Origin of the sequence: Acidipila rosea, assembly GCF_004339725.1 — a bacterium.
Classification (GTDB): Bacteria; Acidobacteriota; Terriglobia; order Terriglobales; family Acidobacteriaceae; genus Acidipila; species Acidipila rosea.
Window position 1 is genome coordinate 1 of record NZ_SMGK01000009.1, and the last position, 22152, is coordinate 22152.

The window sequence follows — 22152 nt, forward strand, 5'->3', positions numbered from 1 at the left end:
CATGACTCCTCCGTTATGTGCCCTCCAGAACGCCCACCGCCCTCAGCCATGCGGCTTCTCGTTGCATCCGCCACATAATGGCCAGCGGAACATAATGCCGATTATGTGCCCGGGCACATAATCGGCCAGTTCCTGCAAGTTGTGCTCATCGAAACGGCGGCGCGGGTTGGTGGGTGATTCCTGCAACTGCGTGAGTGGCAGGTTGCGATATTCGCTGGTAATGGCAACAGTTTTCGACATGACGATTCTCCTGTAGTGAATGAAGCATGGGGGTCATGCGGACAGATACACCTCACCTGTCCGCACTCATGGGCGGTGGTGGTGGAAACGGCTTGTTAGGCCGCTTCCGTGGTGGCTGTCTGAGTGCGGGAACGCCGCGCCCGCTTTGCTTCGGGCTGCGCTTCCGTTGTTTGCTCTGCTGCCTCCGGCGCTTCCTTCGAAAGAAACTCTTCCGCTTTCAGTGCCGCAAGAATGACGGCGGCGGTCTGCTGCACAAGCTCAAGGCTCTCTGTAAGAAGTGCCGCGTTGCCGTGATACAAGCCGATGTAGTCCGCGCTGGCGGTTGAAGTCGTGAGTCCAACCGATTTCCCGACTACAAAGGCAATCGCCTCTGCCTCCGTCTCACGCACGGTCTTGGTTGTGGCCGTGCGCCGTTCCCCGTGCTTCAACATCAGGTGCGCCAGTTCATGTACCAGCGTGGAGAACTCCTCTGGTTGTGTTTGTCCGGGCAGGATGCGGATGGTTGTGCCGCCAGCCATGCCGAGCGCGGGCGCGATCTTCTCGTCGAACTCAAGGGTGATGCCCTGTGCGATGACGTACTCGCGCAGACGGTCGAGATACGCGCCAGCCTCGCCCGTCACCTTCTCCAACTCCGGCAACGGTGCGCCTTCGGTCTGCGTCTCATCCCACACATACACCGTGCGAAAGCCGAGCAAAGCGGGTCTGCTGTTGGTGTTCGCGTCGCCTTCGGGTTTGGCTTCGTTCCTTCGGGTCTTCGCAATCATCGGCGCAAGAATGGCGATGCCTTTCTCGCCACGCTTCACCCTGCGGCCAAGCTGGTTCCATGCCCACATCCCCGCAACGTTCGTGGCCTGCGGCTTCTGTCTGGCGATGGCGAGGACATTGCCGAAAGAATAGTTGTGGAATTGCACCATCGCGTCGAGATATGCGGTGAGTGCTTCGCTGTGTCCCGCTTCCAACTGCCCGATGAGAAATTGCACGTTCTCACGGACAAGCTGCTGTGCGGTTGCAGGCTTCCGGTTTTCACTGCCGGGAGCCGGGTTGTTGGCGATGCTGCTGGTTGCGCCATCGTTGACGGTGAATGCGCTGTTGCTGTTGTGGTTGATGTTGCTTTGATATTCCATTGTTTTTACCCTCTGTCTGCCCGGTGGGCGTTTTTTGTTTCTCACAGCGCAGCGAGACAAAAAACGATCCACTGGCAGACAGGGGAGAACGAGCTGAGCGATGGTGGGAGGCCGGAGTGGTGGGCGTGGCAAGTGACAAACACGCACGATCGTTTGGCGCGCAGCCAGCGCTTGCCCGAACGGACGGAAAAGACCCGCTCTCTGGGCCGTCCACCGGAGCGGCGCGAAGTGGGACCAAGACGCGCGTTAGCGCCTCCTTGCTCTTGTTGTGAGTTTTAGTTCTGATCGGCGACGGGTCGGGGTGTGTTTCCAAGAACCAGTTTCTGGATTATCTCCGGGTTGCCAACAACCCAACCGGAACGCAGAAAGAAATCCCTACTACGGCTGAATGAGTGACTCGACCTGTTGTCGTCAGTTGAAACCCGAATTTGCCGCGCGATCGGGCAGAGACAAGCCAGTTTCCAGTCTGGCGTCTGGCATATGCTCCGTGTCGCTCGCGTTCCATCTGATATGCTTCGGGTGCATCAATTATGATGCAAACATCGTTGCTGACTTTTGTTTGACTTACCGAAGACGGCGCTCAATCACCGCCGATGCCTGATGCCTTGTGGACACGCAAAAAACTGCTGGCAAATTACGGAAGCTGAACCCCGGCGTCGCCGACAAGCCAACCCAGATTGGCTCCGGGATGAACTTTCCTGTTGCGAAGCTGATTGAACTGCTGGAGCCGGCGCAATGGGAAGAGTTTACCGAAGAATGGGGCACCTCACTCAAAGCCTACAAAGAGGTTGAGCGCTGGTCGGGCCCCGGCGACATGGGGCGTGACATCGTGGCATTCACCACGGATAAGAAGTATCAGGGACCGTGGGATAACTTTCAGTGCAAGCGCTATGCCCTGAAGCTTCAGCCGAACCACGTATGGGTCGAGTTCGGCAAGATGATCTACTACACGTTCAAGGGCGAATTCCCGCCGCCGGTCAACTACTATTTCGCCGCATCGAAAGGCGTTGGGTTGAAGCTCCAGCGCTTGCTCACCAATCCAAAGAGGTTGCGCGAGGAACTGATCAAGAATTGGGACGCCCACTGCAAGACTGGCATAACCGATACCGAAGCGGTTCCGTTGGAGGGGGCTCTGCTCGACCACCTGAAGAAATTCGACTTCTCGGCTTTCAAATACAAGACCGTCGTGCAGCTCGTCAGTGGCCACACGAGCACGATCTTCCACACTCGACGCTTCGGAACCGCATCCTTCCCAGAACGGACTCCGGTCAATGCACCGCCTGATGAAGTACAACAGAAAGAGAGCCGGTACGTCGAACAGCTCTTCGAGGTCTATTCAGAGAAGTTGACTTTACAGCTCAACAGTCCGGGCCAACTCGCTCCGTACCCCGAGTTGGAGAAGCACTTCAACCGGTCGCGTGAAGTGTTCTACTATGCCGAGTCGCTCCGAAATTTCCCGCGTGACAGCGTCGATCCCGGCGCGTTTGATCAAATCCGGGACGAAATTTACCACGGCGCCGTTAACACATACGAGATGGACTATGCCAACGGCTACGGCCGGATGGGAGCCACACTCCAGCAGGCAGGCAATATAAACCCGAACTGCAATGCGCTCTGTATCCGTGTGCAAACACAGGACAAGCACGGAATCTGCCATCATCTGGCAAATGACGATCTCTTCGTTTGGGTGAAGAAGAATGGCTGAGACCATAGGAGCAGTCCGGACCTTCAATAGCCCTATCGAAACGGGGATTCGCGCGCTCATTCTGCTCGCCGAGTCATACCCGGCGCAGATCGATCTACAAAGGCTGTTGGAATACGACTACATCATGGTTCATACAGGCGATGTGGATGGACCGCCCAGCGTTCACCCAGCCTTACCGCTTCGCTCGGGAGAGCTTCTCGTCCGCCGCGAATTGATCGAGCGCGGGCTGATGCTGATGATTAGCCGCGGTCTCGTGACCCGGCACGCAACGGCGAATGGATTTTTTTACCAGGCCGAAGATGATGCTGGCCCATTTCTCGACGCCCTCGATGCCGACTATCTCACCGAGTTGAAAGATCGAGCGACTTGGGTAGTGGATCGCTTCCACGAGATGACCGATCAGGACATTCGACTCTTGCTGACCAGGGTATATGACCAATGGTCGCGTGAATTCCAGATTCCAGAACAGCCGAGGCTATTCTGATGGCGTTCAACCCGCTCCAGCTTCGCTTTATCCGCTTCCTCGGACCGGGGAAAGACCCCGTCCATTTTCCGTTTAAATCAGGGTTCAATGTCCTCTACGGATCGAGCGATACCGGAAAGACGTTCCTCGTCGAAGCCATCGACTTCATGCTCGGCGCTGGCGATGATCTACGCGATATTCCCGAGCGCAACGGCTTCGACACAATCCTGCTCGGCATTACGGTGCACGGCAAGGATTACACCGTGCATCGCAGCGTCAACAAGGGCGCGTTCAAGCTTTTCGATGGATTGCTCGACGAAGTCCCTGCCGACGAGAAGCTTGCTAAAAAGCTTTCCGCAGCGCACACGACGAAGAATTACGACAACCTGTCGCATTGGCTGCTTCAGCAGATTGGTCTCGATAAAAAGCAGATCCTCTACAGCAAGGAAAAAGGCACTCTCAAGTCGCTCGGTTTCCGCGCGCTCGCACATCTATGCGTAATCGCGTATCCACGAATCACCAGTAACAAGAGCCCCATTCTCACAGGGCAATGGCTTGAGGCGACACGGGAGTATGGCGTATTCCGTCTTCTCCTGACCGGATTGGATGACTCGTCCGTAACGCCAGAGACGGCGGCCCCAGCCGAACTGAAGCCGCAGATCGAGCGCAAGCCACTCAACGCCGACACCGTCTCACAGCTCATTAGCGACTACGAAGATGAGCTGTTACAGCTGACCGGCAATCCCGAAGGGCTGGAGCAAGAGGAACACGATATCAACGACGCGATCGACAAATTGCAGGCGTCGATCCGCACGATGGAAGGCAAGATCAACACGACGACGAAGCAGCGCAGGGAAGTGTACGAAAGCTACTCCCGTATGGTCGCGCGTAACAACGAGATCGTGGAATTGCTCGACCGTTTTCGCCTTCTAGATCAGCAATACACAAACGACTTGAAACGGCTTGCCGCGATCCAGCAGTCCGGCCAGTTTTTTGTACTTCGCGACCCCATGCAGTGCCCGCTCTGCGGCGCACTGCCCGAAGGCCAGCATCATGAAGCAGCATGCGATGGCAACGTCGATGCTGTGACGCGGGCGGCAGCAGCCGAAATCGCGAAGATCAAGCTCTTGCAGACTGAGTTGCATGAAACTGTCGCATCGCTCACCAGTGAGAACAAGATTATCGTTGATGATGTCTCGACTCTGCGTGCGGACTTGAAGAACTATCAGCAGGAGATCGATAGTGCTCTCTCTCCTGACTTCTCTTCGGCGCGTGATGAACATACGAAGCTAATCGAGCGGCGTGCCAGGGTTGAACAGGCGATTGTTTTGCAGAAACGTATCAAGTCTCTACAACGCAGGATTGACGAGCCGACAAAACCCACGAAGCCGGAGGCCATCGCTGTCGAAGAACCGTCATCAGCAGTTGCTCAATACATTTCGCAATCGGTTCTTCGCGATTACTCCATGACCGTTGGAGACATCCTTCAGCAGTGGGACTTCCCCGGTGCCACCGACGTTTACTTTGACGAGAGGACAAAGGATGTCGTGATCGGCGGCCGTCCGCGCGGCAGCCGCGGCGCTGGCCTCTGCGCTATCACCTACTCTGCCTTCGTTCTGGCCTTATTCGAATATTGCCGCTCGCGTAGCATGCCTCATCCCGGCTTCGTCATCCTGGATTCTCCGCTTATCGCATACAAAGAACCGATGCCCGATGACGAGGACATCACTGCGACGGATCTGAAGCCTCGCTTTTACGAGCACTTAGAAAAGTTTTCAGGCGAGCAGCAGATTTTCGTGATCGACAATACCGACCCGCCGCCGGAGGATGCAGACAAAGGCATCCACTTTACTGCGAACGAAAAGCTTGGCCGCTATGGACTATTCCCATCTGTGAAGAGGCCACCAGCCAAGTAATCGCGGAGTTGGCGCCTGCGCGCGCGGATTGCGTTTCTACCCGATATAGGCTCCGCGTGGATGGGAAGATCCTGACACGAGGCATTGCGTACCGTCTTTTCGGCAGACGAGAGGAAACTGACGGAAGACCGCACATCCGAGGACCGGCGTGCTAGCGCTACGGCGAATAGGCCACTCGTGAAAATAGGAAGACCCACGCGAAACGGTGCCGGTCTGTACCCTGTAGGTAGAAAGGTACGAGGTAATGCATGGTTGATTTCAAAAAGAGATTGGCTGGAAAGAAGGCTGGTAAAGAGGTTGATCCGGTTAAGCTATATGACACGCTGGATCGCGCGCACGATAAGGGGCCTTTGCGGCCGTCCCAGCTTTCAGTGCTCAACGACTGGTTCGCCACGCACCGTAAAGAGCGGGATGTCATCGTCAAGCTACACACCGGCCAGGGGAAAACCCTCGTCGGCTTGCTAATGCTGCAGTCCCGGTTGAATTCCGGTGACGGGCCAGTCGTTTATCTCTGCCCCGACAACTTCCTCATTGATCAAACCTGCGAACAGGCGAAACAATTTGGTATTGCGACCTGCAAGGCAGACCCGGAACTGCCGGACGCCTTCCTCAATAGCGAAAAGATCCTGGTGACTTCGGTACAGAAGCTATTCAACGGACTGACCAAGTTCGGGCTCAATCGCAAAGCGATCAAAGTGGGCTCCCTCCTCATGGATGATGCTCACGCATGCGCAGATTCCATCAGGGATGCCTGTAAGGTACGCATTACGAGTACAGAGCAAGCCTACGCGGCGCTCAAAACGCTCTTTGCGTCCGATCTGGAGCAGCAGGGTGTTGGCACCTACGCCGACATGGGGAATGACAAGCGGGACGCGCTTCTCCCCGTGCCCTATTGGGCGTGGATTCAGCACGAGACCGAGGTCGCAAATATTCTTTCAGCCAATGCCGACTCCCAATCCATACGTTTTGCGTGGCCGCTGATCAGGGACATCCTCGGTCAGTGCCAGTGTGTCTTTTCCGGAGTTGCGCTCGAAATCGAGCCGTATATTCCACCCCTCAAAGCCTTCGGTAGTTATTGGGACGCTCCGCACCGGATTTTCATGTCGGCCACCGTTACCGATGACGCTTTCTTGGTCAAGGGGCTGCAGCTTACTCCTGAGACAATCGTGAAACCCTTGACCTATTCAAAGGAGCGTTGGTCCGGCGAAAAGATGGTGCTCTTGCCATCTCTGATTCATGAAGACTTGGACAGGACGGAAGTGGTGCATCACTACGCCGAGCCCAATACGAAGCGGCGCTACGGCTATGTTGCTCTGGCTTCCAGCTTCGCAAGGACGAAGGATTGGGAAGCTTACGGTGCCATCGTAGCCAACCGAGATACGGTCTCCAATGTGCTGGAAGAGCTGCGCGAAGGCGAGTATGAGAAGACCGTAGTGCTCGTCAACCGGTACGACGGCATAGACCTTCCTGACGATATGTGCCGTGTTCTTGTGTTTGACGGACGCCCATTTTCAGAAAGTCTTATCGATCTGTACCAGGAGCATTGCCGCCCAGACAGCGACGCCACGTTAATGAGAACCATCCGCACTATCGAGCAAGGTATGGGACGCAGCGTTCGCGGAGAAAAAGATTACTCGGTAGTGATTATCACGGGATCGGATATTACTCGACTGGTTAGAGACAAGGAATCGCGCAAATTCCTCTCGCCGCAGATGTCTACGCAGATCGAGATCGGGATGGAAATAGCAGAAATGGCGCAGCAAGAGATTGAGGAGGGCGAGTCTCCGGCTGATGCTCTGAACGGTCTGGTCCGCCAGTGCCTTGGCCGCGACGCGGACTGGAAGGCATTTTATGGGGAGCAGATGGAAAAGGTGCGCCCTGCCGGTGCCAATGAACGCATTCTGCGTGCCTATGCTGCGGAGCTCGCTGCCGAGCAGGCGTATAACTCAGGGGACTACACCGCCGCTGGGGATGCTTTGCAGAAGCTGATTGATAAGGGCTCTACAGACCGTGAAGACACCGCTTGGTATCTGCAGGAAATGGCGCGGTACCACTACAAAGCTAATCGCCAAGAATCTCAACGCCTTCAGATCGCCGCACACAAGAAAAACCGTTTGCTGCTGAAGCCAGCTTCGGGCGTGACAGTCGCAAAGCTGACGATTGTCAGCCAGGGAAGAGTCGAACGCATTAAGAAGTGGCTTACCGAGTTTGATGGCTATGCGCAGCTAGAAGTGGCGCTTTCCGATATTCTGAGCCGCCTCGTATTCGGGACCAAGGCGGATAAATTCGAGCAGGCGCTCGATGACTTAAGCCGCGCGATCGGCTTTGCAGGAGAACGACCGGACAAGGAGTGGAAGGAAGGGCCGGACAACCTGTGGGCTCTTGCTGACGACCAGTACATCGTGTGGGAATGCAAGAGTGAGGTGGGGATAAAGCGTGCCCATATCAATAAGCGCGAGGCAGAGCAGATGAACAGGTCAAGCGCCTGGTTCGCCAAGCATTATCCCGGCGTGAAGGTGAAGCGGATTATTATTCACCCGACCCATGTGGTCGAAAGCGCCGCGTCCTTTACGCATGATGTCGAGGCGATGCGGGAAAGCGAACTCAAGAAGTTCGTCAAAGCGGTGCGGGAGTTTTTCAAAGGCTTCGAGAATCGGGATTTTAGAGACCTGTCGGATCGCCACATCCAGCAGTTGATCGACACCCACGGTCTTTCGGTATCAGCGGTAACGATGGATTACAGCAAGAAGTTGAAGAATCTGAAGTAGTGACTCGCGGATAGCGGGAGAGCTATCGGCTGAAAGGATTGCGCATGGACGTGCAGGAAGCACGCGAAAAATTGACTGCTCGGCATGAGGAAGACGATGGACCGGCTGAGTTGCCTGCATCCGTACTGCCGAAGCTGACCCTTAACGATCTACCGGACGGCGCCACCCTTCAAGTCGGAAGCCAAAAAGACGGAAGGCTGCATCTCGATTGGAGCGGTACGCTTGGCCGGGATGGGGAGGTTATCTACGGCGAAGCAGATCATACGTGGACGCGTAAATATTGGTATGCTCCGCTGGGGTTAGAGCAATATCTCGACCTGGTCAGGCGAGCGGTTGAAACACGGCACCGTGTTCGCGGCGATGTCGATATCACCCACGACGACGATGACGGCGCGTATGTGGCACTCCGCTTCCGGATCAACACGGTCGAAACGAACCTGGGAAAAGCCTATGAAGCTATCCGCAAGATCGCGGCAGAAGTCGAGGAAGCGGCAGAACATGCGGCTGATGAGGTCGGGCAGCGCATCGCTGAAATCGCTGCACGACTCTCCGGCTGGGGCTCTGAGACGCTAGATGCACTGGTTGATGCCGTGGAGACAGCGCGCTCGGCGGATGACAAAGGTCGAACACTTGAAGAGCTCTGTAGTAGGTTGTTTTCGTCCGTTCCCGGCTTTGTCGTGACGGGCCGTGTCCGGACTGAAACTGAGGAGATCGACATTTCAGTAGTGAACGACAGCACGGAGCCGCGCCTGCGGCGGGAAGGTGCTCTCATACTTGCAGAGTGCAAAAATTGGACAGGCAAATGCGGGAAGAACGAATTCGTCGTGTTTCACTCTAAACTGGAAAATCGCAGCCAGCGGTGCACGCTCGGCTTCCTGATTTCCTGGAATGGGTTCACCGAGACGATCACGAAAGAGATGCTACGCGGAAGCCGTGAAGATATACTCGTTGTTCCGATCACTGGCGAAGATATTCGTTCTGCAGTGCGTTCTGACGATTTTACGAGGACACTGCTGGAGTGTTGGGAGAAGGCCGTAAATCTCTAACGTGCAAGCGAAGAAAGCTAGCCATCAGTCTTCTGTGTGGCATGTTTAAGTGGCTTCGGTGCTCCCCGGATTGCTCTGTCGTCCTTCTTTAGCTGCGCCTCAGCCTTGGCGAAGGATCGCGGAATCTCGTCTCTCAGCGCCATGAGCATGTCCGCAATCACGTAATCATCAAAAACCGGCTCCACGAAACAGACGAGCACGGCGAGCTGTGTGAGCGTGTGTGCGGCATTCTGACCTGGTTCGGTTAGTCCGGCGTTGCTGCGCCCCGCGAGCAGCCCTTCATAGTCTCCGATCAGTCCGAGCCGGACATACATGCTCTTTATTCCGGCATGCACATTGTCGTTGCCCATCTGATAGTGGGCGCGCATTTCAGCCCGACCGGCGGCTTCCTCCAAGTGGGTAAAGTTCGGCTTCTCTTTCTTCAGGTGGTAGGCAGCCCAACCATAATCGGAGTGGAAAGTCTTACCGTATTTGGTGATGACTTTCTCGTGCGCCTTTGTAATCCTCGCTTGCATGCGAGGCGTCATCGGCTTGTAGCCAAGCTGCTGTGAACACGCGATATATTTGTCCATCGAGCGTTTGGATTCCACTGTCTGATGATCGATGTAACGTTCTGCGATCTCATCGCCGTATTGAAGGATCACGGCCGCCACGACCGCAATTTCGTGAAGTGTTCTCCACCGTGCCATAGCGCCGTCGGCAAACCCGTTTTCCAGCAGGCACAGAATCTCATCTGTCACCTGGCAAGCACGGACAAGCAACCGTATCAGGAGCCTTCGGGAGCGGCCGTTCTTGTGCTTTCCGTGGCGGCTCTCGCGGACATTGATTTCCTGGCACCATTCGCGTGACATGGTGAGTAACATGCGGAGTTGGCCGAGCGGCTTACCCCACCTGCCGTCTATACGTTTGCGAAATTCCAGAATGTCGGTTTCCTGCAAGCTGTTCTCACTCGGCCACTGCGATTTCAGGTTCTTCAAAACGTTCTTGGCAATCTTGCCTGCCATCAAAGGCAGCAGCGCGGGGAGCTGCTCGTCGTAAAAACGCTCAAGACCGCGAATAACCTCCTCAAGATCAGAATCGTTAATCGTGATGTCAACGCGTTTGCCGCGCGCTGCTCGGGGAGTTGCAAATGGTTCGGAGCTGCCACTCAAGATATGCTTGGCAATCTGCCGGGCAAGTCCCTTCGGTGCCTTAACGTCCTGCAACTTGAGCTTCTCTGCAATCCGGTGCTCAAGAAACAACACCGGAAGATTGCCCACGGCCTCATTGAGGGTGCGTTGAAGGGTTTCTCCGCTTCCGAAGCATTTGGGCTCGACGGTCTGTGTCATTTTTGCGACCTGCACATGTCATTAAGGAGCGTTTCTCCCAGCGTATCGGGGATCGAGCTTTCCCATTTTTCATCCCCGCGGCTTGCCAGGAGATTGCCGGTAGCGCTATAGCGCGCGAAAGATACTGTGCGCAACTGCCGCGTCGTGCAATTGAATTCATACTGGTCCAACGAATACGGACCGCTGTCATCAGTCGTGCCCTCTGTTTGCTTGGTCCACAGCTTCATGGATGTAATCGCCGAATCATCGAACGTCTGCATGTCGATATAGAGCTTCGAATTTTGCTGTGTGCCTATCGAGCGCCAGCGATCCGCCGTGGCAAGGCGCTTAAAGCCATTTGCCGCGCGACGGAAATCGACTGCAGCGCTATGCCAGTCACCTTCCTTCAGATAAGCGTCGGAGCGTTTGACGTACAGATCGGGAAGCGTGGAGGAGCTGAAGAATCCTTTCTCCACGTTGTCATGCAGGAAACTCTTGGAAAAGTCTTCGTATTTGAGGTTCGGGAAGAAGGTCTGGTTGAGCTTGAGCGCAACGGCCTCATCGGAGGCAGGTTTGTATTCCGGGTAGATCGCGCGGAATTGATTGATGTTCATCAGAAACGAGACGCCGCCGGTCTGTAGCGAAATAGCCGTGGTCAAGTCGCGGATCGCAAGCGCCCATTGCTCGGTTTTCAGGTAGGCATCGGCGCGATTCTCGTAGCTGTCTGATTTCTGCAGCTCGCGGGGCTTGAGCCGGATCGCGTCGCTAAAATCGGAAATCGCGTCATAGGTCTTTCCCAGCTCCATGTTTGATAGTCCCCGGTCATTGTAGGCACCGTAGTCCTTCGGATCGAGCGCAATGGCCTTGTCATAGTCGGGGATGGCCTGCTGAAACTGCTTAAGACTGAAATACACTTCCGCCCGGTCGGTGATTGCAGGGAGGAGATTGGGGTCCAACGCCAGTGCCTTGCTCAGCTCATCGAGCAAATGCTTGTTCAACTCCGCGCGTTGCGCATCAGACCAGTTCATCGACTTTAAAAACGTCGCCTGCTGCATTACATGCGCTTTGTAGAAATAAGGCAGCGCGGACGTAGGGTTCAGTTCTGCCGCTTTAGCGAAGTTGTCCATCGCAGGCTTTAATGACGCGTCATTCCAAGTGCTGAAGAATCCGTAATAGAGTCCGGCAAACAGATAAGAGCGGTAATCATTGGGAAACCGCTGTTTGAGCTGGTCCATGTCTATCTCGGTCCACGTACAGGCCGATGCCGTTTTTCCCGGGGCAGTCGCGCCGCTATTGGTAAATCGCGCAGCGTCCGCGAGGTTCGCATGGATGGCTGTATCCAAGTCACGCATAGCGGCCGTGTCATCACCGCCATCATGTTCGAGCTTCGCTTTCATGGAAAGCATGGACGCCTTCGTGTCCGTGGCATCCTCGGAAGTCGTGTTGTATTTGAGTGCGTTGTTGATGTCCGACAGGATAGCCGCATGGTTCTTCCCGTTGCATAGCGAAGCCAGGCGCATCACGTAGCCGTCTCCATAGTCCGGATATTTGGCGAGGATGCTGTCGAGCGCAGGGAGCAGGGCGTTCGGGTCGCTATTCCCCCGAATCTCCTTCATCGCATCGCCCAGCATCCGCTCCGGCGCGGTGGGCGCAGACTTCGGGAAAGGCTCTACCCGCATTTCTTCCGGCTCTGTCACGCCAGGAATAAGAATCGGCTTAGGGTGTGTGTCCGCGACACCGTTTTGAAGGTGCTGGGAGTGCTGCCGGTATCGGTATATGAGAACGGCGGCTACCGCGAGAAGCAAGGCGAGAAGGACAAACCTGGACGAACGAGCCATTGGGTTCCAGTCGTGACAGCAGTTTTGGGACTAGCCATTTTCTCACTTACCTATGGCCTAACGAATGCTCAGGGCCTCGAAGGGTGCCCCGCCCGTCCCGACATCTCGGATCAGGTATCGAGCATGTCCCATTCGTCTCCCAACACCCAGCGCAGCGCCGAAAGCTTGCCGTTGATCATGCCCCACTCAAAGTCATCCCACGGACCGAGATTGTCCAGCCCGTACTTTTTTTCTACCTTGGCGGCGCTCTTTAGAGCGCCCTCCCATATGTCGCGTTGAATGGGCCTCTTCGCATGGTCTTTGACAGGAAAGGTTTCTTTTTCGACAAGCTTGGTCCGGCCATCCTCGATCATCTCTCGTCGGACCTGGTGTCGGTTGTACCAGACTTTGTCTATCAACTCTCCAATGGAATCAACTATCTCTGTCAGCCGCCGTGGTTCTTCCACCCATTCCTGCTCAATCATCAAGTCAGCAAACTGTGCGGGCCTGATGCGCCGCAGCGCCTCCCCAAGCGTGATGAAGTACAAAGACCTTACCCGCGAAAAATACGGCCCCATGTCCGGGTGTGGCAGCTTGTTACTCGCATTGGGATGGCTGAAATCCTTAGTATTGTGTGTCACGAAAGCGTAGCGCGTCCCTGCCGGAGCCTTTGCGGCAACGGAGTTCGCGTATATCTCAATCAGAATGGCGTCGTCTATCCCGTTGCGCTGCCGGTGGAACGGAGCCCGTTTGTCGATGGCACGCTGCGCTGCGCGCAGCTTCACCGCATCCGAAGTTTCAATAATGGACGTCCCGGCAAAGAGTTTTTCAATACGGCCGATTGCTCCCACCGCCGCCTCCCCCAGGGTAGGCAGCCGGTGGTCCACCTCGTTGAGCTGACGCAGGACGTTGCGCTTCTGGCGTGGGTCGCCGAACTTCTCCACAACGTCTTTCACGCGCTTCAACGTGCTGGAAAGGCTGCGGCTGCTCTCCTCGATGATCCTGGCCTTATTTCGGTTGAATTCATCCACGACGATGCGCGGCAGAATAAGCGCGATGTCGCCATGGCGGATCAATTCCTCCAGAGCGGCCAGAATGGCCTGCTGCTGATAGTCCTTAGCGGCGTCTAGCCAGACGCAGGTATCAATGAGGACATGGAATGTTTGCGGGCTGCGTTTGGGCACATGTGCCTCGTTAGGTCAGATTTGCTACTACAGATACCAAGCATATCTATACACATCCCCCTCCGGTGAGTACCAACGCTTCTGCGCGGTTCAATCCACCCAGATTTAGGCAAACGTCACGAAGCGAGAGAGTGCCCTCCACTTGCGGTTTCGAGGCGGATCTCACCTTCATCCAAAACGGCGGGATCCATTTTGAGGGCTTAACAAACCCGCGACCTTTGCCTTAAGGCAGAGGTCTGGACAGAGGTTTGGTGGACAGAGGACGTGGGTGCGATAAGGGTGCAATAACCGGTTCCAAGGGTGTCTCAGGGTTCCAAAGTAGCCATCCGGGGCTCCTGATTTCAATAAGTTACGAAATCCTTCCTTGCTGTCACGGCAGACGTCGGTCGCGAAGTTGGATTGGTAACCAGACGCGTTATTTCGCTGTGAAGGATTCTGGATTGATGGGAAATCGCCGAGTCACTCAGTGAGTCCTCGATATGCACCAGAGGCTCCAATCGGCAGATTGCAGGCGAGTCATGGGCAAACCGGGAGCAAGCATGAGGTATACAGCTAGGGTCGAGGGGGATGTGCAGAATCTGCACATCCCCCTCGGATTCTGCAATGGTCTGAGAGCGGTTCGACGCCTAATTTGGGGTTGTTAGCCGTTACGGATTGCCAGCAACCCGTAGCGCGGCCTAACGCTGAGGTGTGCGATGAACCTATCCGAACGTGAAGCATTTGTTACGGCCCAGGAGGCCGCCGCATTCCTGCGGTGTTCTCCAATCACGGTGAAACGCCTTGCCCGCGAGGGAAAGATCCCGGCGCACTTCATCACGAACGGAGTGCGTAAACGCTGGAGGTTTCTCATCTCCGAGCTGGCAGACAGGATGCAGGCAGAGGTATCCTTGAAGGCATCATCCGCGCCGCTCACACAAGGAGGAAGCGGCAAATGATTAGTACGCAGCGGCAGACTTTCCAGCATGGCTGGATCGTTCGTAAAGCCCGCAGCAAGGGGCCTGATACCTGGGTTCTTCGCTGGAGGGAGGGAGATGTAGACAAGTCCCGAACCCTGGGCACAACGCACCAACTTCGTACCAGGGCAGAGGCGCAGCGGGCGGCTTCCAAGTTCACTGCTGAGATCAATAACTCAATCGAAGTCGCAACCTTCGGCCAACTCGTGAGGCGTTACTTGCAAGAGGCAATTCCAGAACGTCAGTCCACGGCAGGACCTCTGCGGTCCATGTTGAATGCGCGCGTTCTTCCCGAGTGGGAGAATGTCCGCGTGGTCGATATGGCGAAAGATCCAATGGCGGTCGAGCAGTGGATCAAGGGATTGCAGACCAAGCCGAAGAAGAAGGATGAAAAGCCGCGCGATCTTGCTCCCAAGAGCAAGTTGCATACCCGTGCGGTGATGCACCGGCTCTTCGAATACGCCATGCGCTGGCGCTATCTGGATTGCCAGCGTAATCCCATGAGCCTGATCGAACTGAAGGGAACGAGCAGGCGGGTTCGGGTTATCTATCTGTTGACGCCACAGCAGTATTACGTGATCCTCTCTCACCTGGCTCCGCATGTCCGGCTCATGGCTGTACTGGCCATGAACACGGGTATGCGTATCAGCGAGATTTTGGGATTGCAATGGGCGGACATCGACTTGGCGCAGGCGACGCTCACGATTGAACGGTCGGTCGTGGGGAAGTACGAGGATGAGACGAAAACTCTGGCCTCGGCCTCCGTCCTTCCGTTGCACGAGATGCTAATTCAGGAGCTTCAGGCATGGAAGGCGCGGGAAGAGAGCGTGAACGGCTGGCTGTTCGGCAACATCGACACGGGCCGACCGTATCATGCCGACTCGCTCCGGCAGGACCATCTGGCTCCGGCAGGGAGGAAGGCTGGCATCCCGAACCTGGGATGGCACAACTTCCGGCACACCTACCGGGCGCGGCTGGGAAGCTCCGGGATTGCGCCGGAGGTGCAGCAGAAGCTCATGCGGCACAGCTCGATTGGTATGACGATGAAGTATGGACAGAACAACATGCTCGACTTGACCCGTCCCGCAAATGCGAGACTGATCGAGGAACTCTTAGTGGCTGGGGCGGATGCGCCCCAATTGCGCCCTCAAATCTTTTAAGTGGTTGCGGGGGTAGGATTTGAACCTACGACCTTTGGGTTATGAGTGACCGGGAACTCGCGTAAATACAAGACTTTACAGGACGAATGGCTACCCGGAAGTACGGAAAAGTACCCACTGGACAGGGATTTGGGAGTCAGTCGGGAGTGAATTAAGGTCGACTCAATGCCATCGATGCGTGCAGTATTCGTGCTTTCGGCCTCGCCAACAATACCTTCCCACTTCGCGCAGCGGTGCAGCACCGTGTTGGTGTAAAGTGGTGCATGCGAGGTATGGCATGACTGCGGCTCTTAAGGAAGATGCTCCGACCAGAACGTCGGTTACGTTCCCATCTCATATCTATTCGTCGCTGGAATTGATCGCCAAGCGGAAGAAAGTATCGCTAGCTTGGGTGATTCGAGACGCCGCAGAGAAGTATGTTGCTGACGAGACGCCTCTATTTGGGAGTTCACAGTGACGTGGTCGATCACGTCACCGCCGATAAGCGTTCGCTCATCATGGCAGCAGTCCACTCCAAGAACACCCGGCCAGAGGTGCGGGTCCGCAAGCTTGTTCACGCTCTGGGATACCGGTATAGGCTCCACGCAACAAACCTTCCTGGAAAACCGGACCTCGTGTTTGCTGGACGAAAGAAGATTATCTTCGTCCACGGCTGCTTCTGGCACAGACATGAGGGCTGTAGATATGCGAGTACCCCGAAGAGTCGAAAAGAATTTTGGGAGTCGAAATTTGGCGCGAACATTGATAGAGATAAGCGAACGCAGGACGAGCTACAGCAAATGGGTTGGTCGGTTCTCACCGTTTGGCAATGCGAACTGAAGGACCTGCACAAACTAACGGAGCGCCTCAATGATTTCCTCTCTCCACAACACGCGTAAGAGTTCGCGCCGCCCTAAGGCCGTGGATCTCTTTGCGGGCGCGGGCGGACTGACCCTTGGCTTCGAACAAGCGGGTTTCGATGTCGTGGCTTCGCTCGAGATCGATCCGATTCATTGCGCGGTTCATGAATTTAACTTTCCCAACTGCAAAGCTATCTGCGCCGATGCATCGAAGATTACCGGCTTGGCGATTCGTGAGAAGGCGGGGCTGGGTTCGTCTCAGATAGACGTGGTGTTCGGCGGAGCGCCCTGCCAAGGATTCTCGCTAATCGGCAAGCGGGCACTCGATGATCCCCGTAACGGTCTCCTTTTGGAATTCCTCCGACTCGTCGTAGAACTAGACGCTAACTACTTTGTGTTCGAGAACGTTAAAGGTCTAACTGTTGGTGACCACCGTAAGCTGCTTCAGGAGCTAATCGATGCGTTCGATGGAGCAGGATATGATGTCGTTCTGCCCTACAAGGTTCTAAATGCAGCCGACTTTGGGGTGCCGCAGGACAGGCGTAGGCTGTTTCTGATGGGCGCAAAGAAGGGGCTGCGTCTGCCGCAGTACCCGGAAGCCTCGGAAGATCGCACGACCGTATGGGACGCGATTGGGGACCTCCCAAATGCCGACGATTATCCCGAGCTAATAGACAACGATGCTGTATTTCCGGTTCGCTTCGGTAAGGCATCGCGATATGCGGGGATATTACGGGGACAGATACAAGATTCCGGCGACTTCTCGCACCCGCGGAAATGGTCAACTCGTCGGCTTACCTCTAGCATGAGAACAGTCCACACTCACCTTTCTCAAAGCCGCTTCGAGGCCACGGCACACGGAAAGGTCGAGGTGGTAAGTAGGTTTTTGAAACTGCACCCTGAAGGCTTGTGCAACACACTTCGCGCTGGCACTGGAAGTGATCGCGGCGCATTCACTTCACCGCGCCCCATCCACCCATATCACCCCCGCGTGATCACCGTACGCGAGGCCGCGAGATTGCATTCTTATCCAGATTGGTTTCGCCTGCATTCGACGAAATGGCATGGTTTCCGAGAGATCGGCAACTCTGTCCCACCCCTACTCGGTCGCGCAGTTGCTGCGGAAGTGATTAGTGCCCTGAACATTTCTCCGAGGCATCCAGAGCGTGTGCTTGAGCTGGGAGACGAAAAGCTGCTTACCATGAAGATGAATGATGCGGTGGAGCATCTCGGGGCCGACGACTACGTACCAGGCAGGCGTATTAGAATTTCGACGGAAGAGGATCGCAACGCGATCAGTGCCATTTACGCATGAAGCCACTCAACGTCTACAGCCAGATAATCAATTACATCTTTCAGGCAAACTATAAGGGCGGCCAGGAATTCCAGTTTGATCGCGAAGAGATCATCGCCGCTGCCTCCGCGCTCGACATCAAAGTGCCAAAAAATCCAGGCGACGTTGTTTATAGCTTCCGGTATCGAAATAGGCTTCCAAAGGAAATTCTCGATACGCAGCCGCAGGGGCTCAATTGGCTCATCTTAGGAGCCGGTCCAGCTCGATACCGTTTCCGGCTAAATCGGCTCGCGTATATCTATCCGACAAACGGATTGCTCGTACGGAAAATCCCGGATGCTACACCTGAGATTATCGCTCAATATGCTTTGACGGACGAGCAAGCCCTTCTCGCAAAGATTCGTTACAACAGGCTGATCGACACTTTTCTCGGCATCGTCGCTTATTCGCTGCAGAACCATCTTCGGACGACCATCGACAACTACGGTCAGATAGAAATCGATGAGTTGTACGTGGGAGTCGACGCCCGTGGTGTCCAATACATTGTTCCGGTGCAGGCGAAGGGCGGCAAAGATGTTCTTGGCGTCATACAGACGATTCAAGACACTATGTTTTGCAAGGACGAAGCCAGGTATGCCAACTGCATCCCCAGGACGGTCTCTGCTCAGTTCATGCCGGATAATGTGATTGCGCTTTTCGAGCTTACTTTCGATGGCGACGAGGTATCCATCGTTCGAGAGTGCCATTACCAACTCACCGAAGCCGTCAATATCCGACCGGCGGATTTGCAGCGGTATCGGCTGACGGAGTAATCGCCAGCCTACTGATCCAGCGTCGCAAAGTTCGGTAAATAGCGATAAAACTCGGCAAAATGGTCAGCATCGGAAGGTGGGATCGATCCGTAATCGATAGGCTTGTCGGTTTGTGGCAACTGACGCTCGATGTGCCGTATCTCCCGTATCGTAAGAACTGGAACCTGGATTCGTATAGGCTTTCCGTCGGTGGTCAGAAAGTCTAGAGTTTCAAATCCGCATGACTGGGCAGTGCCGAGCTCTCGCCCTTCAACGAAGATTCCGACGACGGTCGTCATACATGCGCCGTCTTTGTACTCAATAGAGCAAATTGGAATAAAGCTTACCGCGCTAAAGACATCCTGATCGATGTTTCTGACTGCCAACGCCGCTTGGATTTTTGCCTCGATCATGCGACGACTGAGGTTCCCCAATGGCCATCCGTAGAGGTCATCTTCACAGACGCCTTGAGGTATGGATTCGCGACCAAACTGATCGCGGAAACGTTCCAATGCGGTTGGACCGTTGGTTTCCTTTTGTGCGTCCCCAACTTCTCTTGCTTGCTGGCATTGAACCGATACTGCTAAGACAGTTCCAGATGCTGCATGAGACGCGACGATTTGGCTGTCTAGCAACATATCTGGAGCGAGCGGATCGTCGTAATCCAGCCAAACGAACGACCTCTTCGACCAATCAAGCTCCGGCAAGACGACTGATGCCTCGTCATATGCAACTGTGATTGTTGAGAATGGCTTGTTGGCTTCGACGCGAGCCTTGGCGTTTTTCTCTCGCTCGATCGACCGCATATCCTTAACTCCTAGGGCGCGATGAAATAGGGAAAAATCCGTAAACCAAATGGAACCCAGCCCTACGTAGGTGTAATCCTCAACTGGTTGAAACGGCCGCAGGCGGCGAAAGATCTCGCTCAACATCTTGCGCTCCGCATGCTTAGCTGGACGTAATGAATAGTCGATTTTTCGGAAGCTCGCGCTCATAGATCTTCTGATTTGCTCAATTGTCGCGTTGCTTTCGCAGAGCGAGATCGAAACACCTTTCGCCAACCGCTTTGGCCGATGAAAGGCCAAATGCATTGGCCAGGAAGTCGATGTCGGGTAATGGCCGCGAAAACTGGATTTTTACCATCGTTGGGCCAGCAGGCGCAATGTCGCCACGCCGCGGAAAGGTAAACGGCGTCTTCGTCTGCAATGTTTCAGTGTTGACACGCGATGCGTGAGAGAGATGCCCCAGCAGTGTACTACTCTCTTTAGTCTGCTCTTCCACCTCGCGATCCAGTTCGTTCATGAAGTCGATGACCGGTCGCATCATCTCGACCATGCGCAGGAAAGTCTTTTGCCAAATGGGGCTTTCCTGATCAACATCGGTCTTAGTGGTATTCCAAGGCACGCGTCCAGAATCTGCTGAGTCGAACCAGACCACCCCCCGGAACCGGGCATACTGATTATGAAAAGTTGGAATACTGGTTTTAGATGCCTCCGATTCGACCAATCCCCATCCTGTCACTGCCCGACGATCGGCTTCCAAGATTACGCGCCCGTTGCATACGACGTACCATCCGGCGTCGCGAGGGATTGACTCCCCGATGCCAACGACGATTCGTGCATTCACGAGCGTTCCGGTTGCGCCGTTGAAGGAAAGCTTGTCGACACCGGGACGGAGGCTTCCGGTGATGAGCAAATTGAGACTAGTAGCACTGATGTGGTGACCATTGACGGAGATCGAGAGGCCATCCGCGATGAACTGGCGATGCTTTGATTTGATCAGTCCAATGATGGCATTCACGAAATACTCAGTACCGAAACGAGCGCTCACCTCTGGGCGCAGTTTGTCCACCACAATTAGTGTGCCTGGCTCGTCCTTGGATACCTGTGGAGTCTCAGGAAATTCGGCCCAAGGGAACGTCCATGCCTTATAGCCTTCCCATTCAATTACATCTACATCTACGGCCCACTCCTCGTCTTCCGTCGACGATTGGACCATGAAATGCCGCCCAAACTTGAACAACGCTCGCTTCATTCCCACTCCAAACTGGCCGATAGAGTGAGGTGGCATGGGCTTTTCAGCCGGACGCCCGAAGCGAAACGCGTAATCCCGGGCGGTTTCCTTATCGAAGCCACCGCAATTGTCGAAAATTTTGAACCTGTTCGCGTCGACCGTGATTGTCACCTCGAAGCCGTCAAGCGGCTTTGGGTCCGTCCCTCGGTAACGCTGTGCGCCGTCTACGCTGTTGTCGACTAAATCAAGGACAGCTTGTTCGAGCTGAATGTCACGGGTGATCATGTCGACGAAAAACTGCTTCGTCGGCTCGGCGTCTATCAACCTCTCTGCGGTTTCGGCGATTGGCATGGTTTGGAAAGTGCGATCTCTTCAGCTTCGTTTCCCAACCTTTATACCAAAGGGAGAGAATTTAGAGAGCGTTAGGCTATCGGGCCGTCTTCGCGGGAGGCCGGAATTCGTGCCCAATCATCTTTATCTCGCTATTTTGAATAACTGATGTTCGCCGCTAGTAGACTCAATCCAACATGGCAAAGCGTATTCGACGCGTCTGGTCTGTATCGCACGAATTGGTGAAAAAGGCCCGTGAGGCAATGCTCACGGCCGTCCAGATTTATAACAATCCACAGATCGAGTTTAAATCGGAGTTGTTCATCGTCACGACAGTCATCGCTTGGACTTACCTGCTCCATGCCTATTTCCGAAACACAAAATCGACTACAGGCAGCTTGAACGCATGTCGGGCCGCAAGAAGTATGCCACCACACCGCGCGGCGCTGTGCGGCTCTGGAGCCTGGAGGAGTGCCTTGGCTGTAGAGAGTCTCCCATCAACCATATAGTCAAACAAAATCTCGTTTTTCCTGATCGGCATCCGCCACGAGATTGAGCATCAGGGAACCTCGCGAATCGACGATCAGTTGAGCGCCAAGTTCATGTCCGCTGCACTTAACTTCAATGAAACGATAAAGAAGCACTTTGGAGATGCACACTCGCTCGAAAAAGAGCAGGCATTCAGCATCCAGCTCTCAACTTTTGACGAGGATGGAGCCAAAGAGCTACTTCTTCAGACGGACCTTCCGCCTAACATTCGGACATACATAACAGACTTTGAGAAAGACATGACCGACGCCGAATTCAATGACCCGCGGTTCTCATTCAGAGTCGCGTTCATTCGAAAACTTGCAAATGGCAAAGCTACAGCCGACAAACTTGTCGAGTTCGTGCCTGCTGGGTCTACCTCAGACGAGATGAACCGCGTGTACGTCAAAGAAACTGAAAAGGTGAAGTATCGTCCCGGACAGATTGTCGCGATGATGAGGGATGAGGGTTTTCGAGGCTTCACCATGCATGAACATACAGAATTGTGGAAAGAGCTCAATGCAAAGCGCGAACCCGGCAAGTTCGGTGTATTCGTTGCCGAAACAACTTGGCTCTGGTATCCAAGTTGGATCGAAGAGGTACGACGGTTCTGTGAAGCTAATGAAGCTCGGTTGCGGCCGCGAGTCGCAACCGTTCCAGTGCACAGGTAATCG

Annotated in this window: 17 protein-coding genes and 1 pseudogene; 11 read left to right on the forward strand and 7 right to left on the reverse strand. The window is 54.9% G+C overall.

The window, feature by feature from the left end:
- Positions 1–42: 42 nt before the first annotated feature.
- Both C7378_RS17280 and C7378_RS17285 read right to left on the reverse strand, forming a co-directional pair.
- A complete protein-coding gene (locus C7378_RS17280) occupies positions 43–240 on the reverse strand; it encodes a hypothetical protein (protein WP_131999483.1) in 198 nt (65 codons plus the stop codon).
- A 95-nt stretch (positions 241–335) separates the two neighbouring features.
- Positions 336–1364, reverse strand: a complete 1029-nt coding sequence (locus C7378_RS17285; RefSeq protein ID WP_243648343.1) for an ArdC family protein — start codon at positions 1362–1364, stop codon at positions 336–338.
- Between the two features lie 607 nt (positions 1365–1971).
- Between C7378_RS17285 and C7378_RS17290 the strand changes: the two genes are divergently transcribed.
- The 5 genes from C7378_RS17290 to C7378_RS17310 all read left to right on the forward strand — a co-directional run bounded on the left by C7378_RS17290 (position 1972) and on the right by C7378_RS17310 (position 9262).
- On the forward strand, positions 1972–3069 hold the full coding sequence (locus C7378_RS17290; protein ID WP_131999485.1) for an ABC-three component system protein: 1098 nt from the start codon (positions 1972–1974) through the stop codon (positions 3067–3069).
- Entirely contained in the window at positions 3062–3553 is a 492-nt protein-coding gene (locus C7378_RS17295) for an ABC-three component system middle component 2 (RefSeq protein ID WP_131999487.1), read from the forward strand. Before C7378_RS17290 ends, C7378_RS17295 begins: the two co-directional genes overlap by 8 nt.
- Entirely contained in the window at positions 3553–5448 is a 1896-nt protein-coding gene (locus tag C7378_RS17300) for a coiled-coil domain-containing protein (protein WP_131999489.1), read from the forward strand. Before C7378_RS17295 ends, C7378_RS17300 begins: the two co-directional genes overlap by 1 nt.
- Positions 5449–5696: 248 nt before the next feature.
- On the forward strand, positions 5697–8216 hold the full coding sequence (locus C7378_RS17305) for a DEAD/DEAH box helicase family protein (protein ID WP_131999491.1): 2520 nt from the start codon (positions 5697–5699) through the stop codon (positions 8214–8216).
- A gap of 44 nt (positions 8217–8260) precedes the next feature.
- The gene (locus C7378_RS17310) at positions 8261–9262 is read left to right on the forward strand and encodes a restriction endonuclease (RefSeq protein WP_131999493.1); all 1002 of its coding nucleotides are present in this window, start codon (positions 8261–8263) and stop codon (positions 9260–9262) included.
- A 17-nt stretch (positions 9263–9279) separates the two neighbouring features.
- On the opposite strand, the gene C7378_RS17315 is transcribed toward C7378_RS17310, so the two are convergent.
- The 3 genes from C7378_RS17315 to C7378_RS17325 all read right to left on the reverse strand — a co-directional run bounded on the left by C7378_RS17315 (position 9280) and on the right by C7378_RS17325 (position 13570).
- Complete coding sequence (locus C7378_RS17315; RefSeq protein WP_131999495.1) at positions 9280–10590, reverse strand: DUF5677 domain-containing protein; 1311 nt, start codon at positions 10588–10590, stop codon at positions 9280–9282.
- Positions 10587–12407, reverse strand: coding sequence for a tetratricopeptide repeat protein (locus C7378_RS17320; protein ID WP_131999497.1), 1821 nt, complete (start codon positions 12405–12407; stop codon positions 10587–10589). The genes C7378_RS17315 and C7378_RS17320 overlap by 4 nt, the downstream gene beginning before the upstream one ends.
- 110 nt (positions 12408–12517) lie before the next feature.
- Complete coding sequence (locus C7378_RS17325) at positions 12518–13570, reverse strand: PIN domain-containing protein (RefSeq protein ID WP_131999499.1); 1053 nt, start codon at positions 13568–13570, stop codon at positions 12518–12520.
- A 695-nt stretch (positions 13571–14265) separates the two neighbouring features.
- On the opposite strand from C7378_RS17325, the gene C7378_RS18260 reads away from it, so the two are divergent.
- The 5 genes from C7378_RS18260 (at position 14266) to C7378_RS17355 (ending at position 18628) form a co-directional block, all read left to right on the forward strand.
- On the forward strand, positions 14266–14505 hold the full coding sequence (locus C7378_RS18260; protein ID WP_131999501.1) for a helix-turn-helix domain-containing protein: 240 nt from the start codon (positions 14266–14268) through the stop codon (positions 14503–14505).
- The gene (locus C7378_RS17335) at positions 14502–15683 is read left to right on the forward strand and encodes a tyrosine-type recombinase/integrase (protein WP_131999503.1); all 1182 of its coding nucleotides are present in this window, start codon (positions 14502–14504) and stop codon (positions 15681–15683) included. The genes C7378_RS18260 and C7378_RS17335 overlap by 4 nt, the downstream gene beginning before the upstream one ends.
- 416 nt (positions 15684–16099) lie before the next feature.
- The gene (locus C7378_RS17345; protein WP_131999507.1) at positions 16100–16561 is read left to right on the forward strand and encodes a very short patch repair endonuclease; all 462 of its coding nucleotides are present in this window, start codon (positions 16100–16102) and stop codon (positions 16559–16561) included.
- Positions 16533–17837, forward strand: coding sequence for a DNA cytosine methyltransferase (locus tag C7378_RS17350; RefSeq protein ID WP_131999509.1), 1305 nt, complete (start codon positions 16533–16535; stop codon positions 17835–17837). Before C7378_RS17345 ends, C7378_RS17350 begins: the two co-directional genes overlap by 29 nt.
- Complete coding sequence (locus C7378_RS17355) at positions 17834–18628, forward strand: endonuclease (protein ID WP_131999511.1); 795 nt, start codon at positions 17834–17836, stop codon at positions 18626–18628. Before C7378_RS17350 ends, C7378_RS17355 begins: the two co-directional genes overlap by 4 nt.
- Positions 18629–18636: 8 nt before the next feature.
- Here the strand turns inward: C7378_RS17355 and C7378_RS17360 are convergent, their stop codons facing one another.
- On the reverse strand, positions 18637–19602 hold the full coding sequence (locus C7378_RS17360; protein ID WP_131999513.1) for an O-methyltransferase: 966 nt from the start codon (positions 19600–19602) through the stop codon (positions 18637–18639).
- 16 nt (positions 19603–19618) lie between these two features.
- A complete protein-coding gene (locus C7378_RS17365) occupies positions 19619–20971 on the reverse strand; it encodes an ATP-binding protein (RefSeq protein WP_131999515.1) in 1353 nt (450 codons plus the stop codon).
- 176 nt (positions 20972–21147) lie between these two features.
- Between C7378_RS17365 and C7378_RS18105 the strand changes: the two are divergent.
- Positions 21148–22149, forward strand: a pseudogene (locus tag C7378_RS18105) (DUF3644 domain-containing protein).
- Positions 22150–22152 lie beyond the last annotated feature (3 nt).

Excerpts from the sequence above, each read along its gene's own strand:
- C7378_RS17280 (WP_131999483.1), bottom strand. The coding sequence starts at position 240 with ATGTCGAAAACTGTTGCCATTACCAGCGAATATCGCAACCTGCCACTC.
- C7378_RS17285 (WP_243648343.1), bottom strand. The coding sequence starts at position 1,364 with ATGGAATATCAAAGCAACATCAACCACAACAGCAACAGCGCATTCACC.
- C7378_RS17295 (WP_131999487.1), top strand. The coding sequence starts at position 3,062 with ATGGCTGAGACCATAGGAGCAGTCCGGACCTTCAATAGCCCTATCGAA.
- C7378_RS17300 (WP_131999489.1), top strand. The coding sequence starts at position 3,553 with ATGGCGTTCAACCCGCTCCAGCTTCGCTTTATCCGCTTCCTCGGACCG.
- C7378_RS17305 (WP_131999491.1), top strand. The coding sequence starts at position 5,697 with ATGGTTGATTTCAAAAAGAGATTGGCTGGAAAGAAGGCTGGTAAAGAG.
- C7378_RS17310 (WP_131999493.1), top strand. The coding sequence starts at position 8,261 with ATGGACGTGCAGGAAGCACGCGAAAAATTGACTGCTCGGCATGAGGAA.
- C7378_RS17315 (WP_131999495.1), bottom strand. The coding sequence starts at position 10,590 with ATGACACAGACCGTCGAGCCCAAATGCTTCGGAAGCGGAGAAACCCTT.
- C7378_RS17320 (WP_131999497.1), bottom strand. The coding sequence starts at position 12,407 with ATGGCTCGTTCGTCCAGGTTTGTCCTTCTCGCCTTGCTTCTCGCGGTA.
- C7378_RS18260 (WP_131999501.1), top strand. The coding sequence starts at position 14,266 with ATGAACCTATCCGAACGTGAAGCATTTGTTACGGCCCAGGAGGCCGCC.
- C7378_RS17335 (WP_131999503.1), top strand. The coding sequence starts at position 14,502 with ATGATTAGTACGCAGCGGCAGACTTTCCAGCATGGCTGGATCGTTCGT.
- C7378_RS17345 (WP_131999507.1), top strand. The coding sequence starts at position 16,100 with ATGTTGCTGACGAGACGCCTCTATTTGGGAGTTCACAGTGACGTGGTC.
- C7378_RS17350 (WP_131999509.1), top strand. The coding sequence starts at position 16,533 with ATGATTTCCTCTCTCCACAACACGCGTAAGAGTTCGCGCCGCCCTAAG.
- C7378_RS17355 (WP_131999511.1), top strand. The coding sequence starts at position 17,834 with ATGAAGCCACTCAACGTCTACAGCCAGATAATCAATTACATCTTTCAG.
- C7378_RS17360 (WP_131999513.1), bottom strand. The coding sequence starts at position 19,602 with ATGAGCGCGAGCTTCCGAAAAATCGACTATTCATTACGTCCAGCTAAG.
- C7378_RS17365 (WP_131999515.1), bottom strand. The coding sequence starts at position 20,971 with ATGCCAATCGCCGAAACCGCAGAGAGGTTGATAGACGCCGAGCCGACG.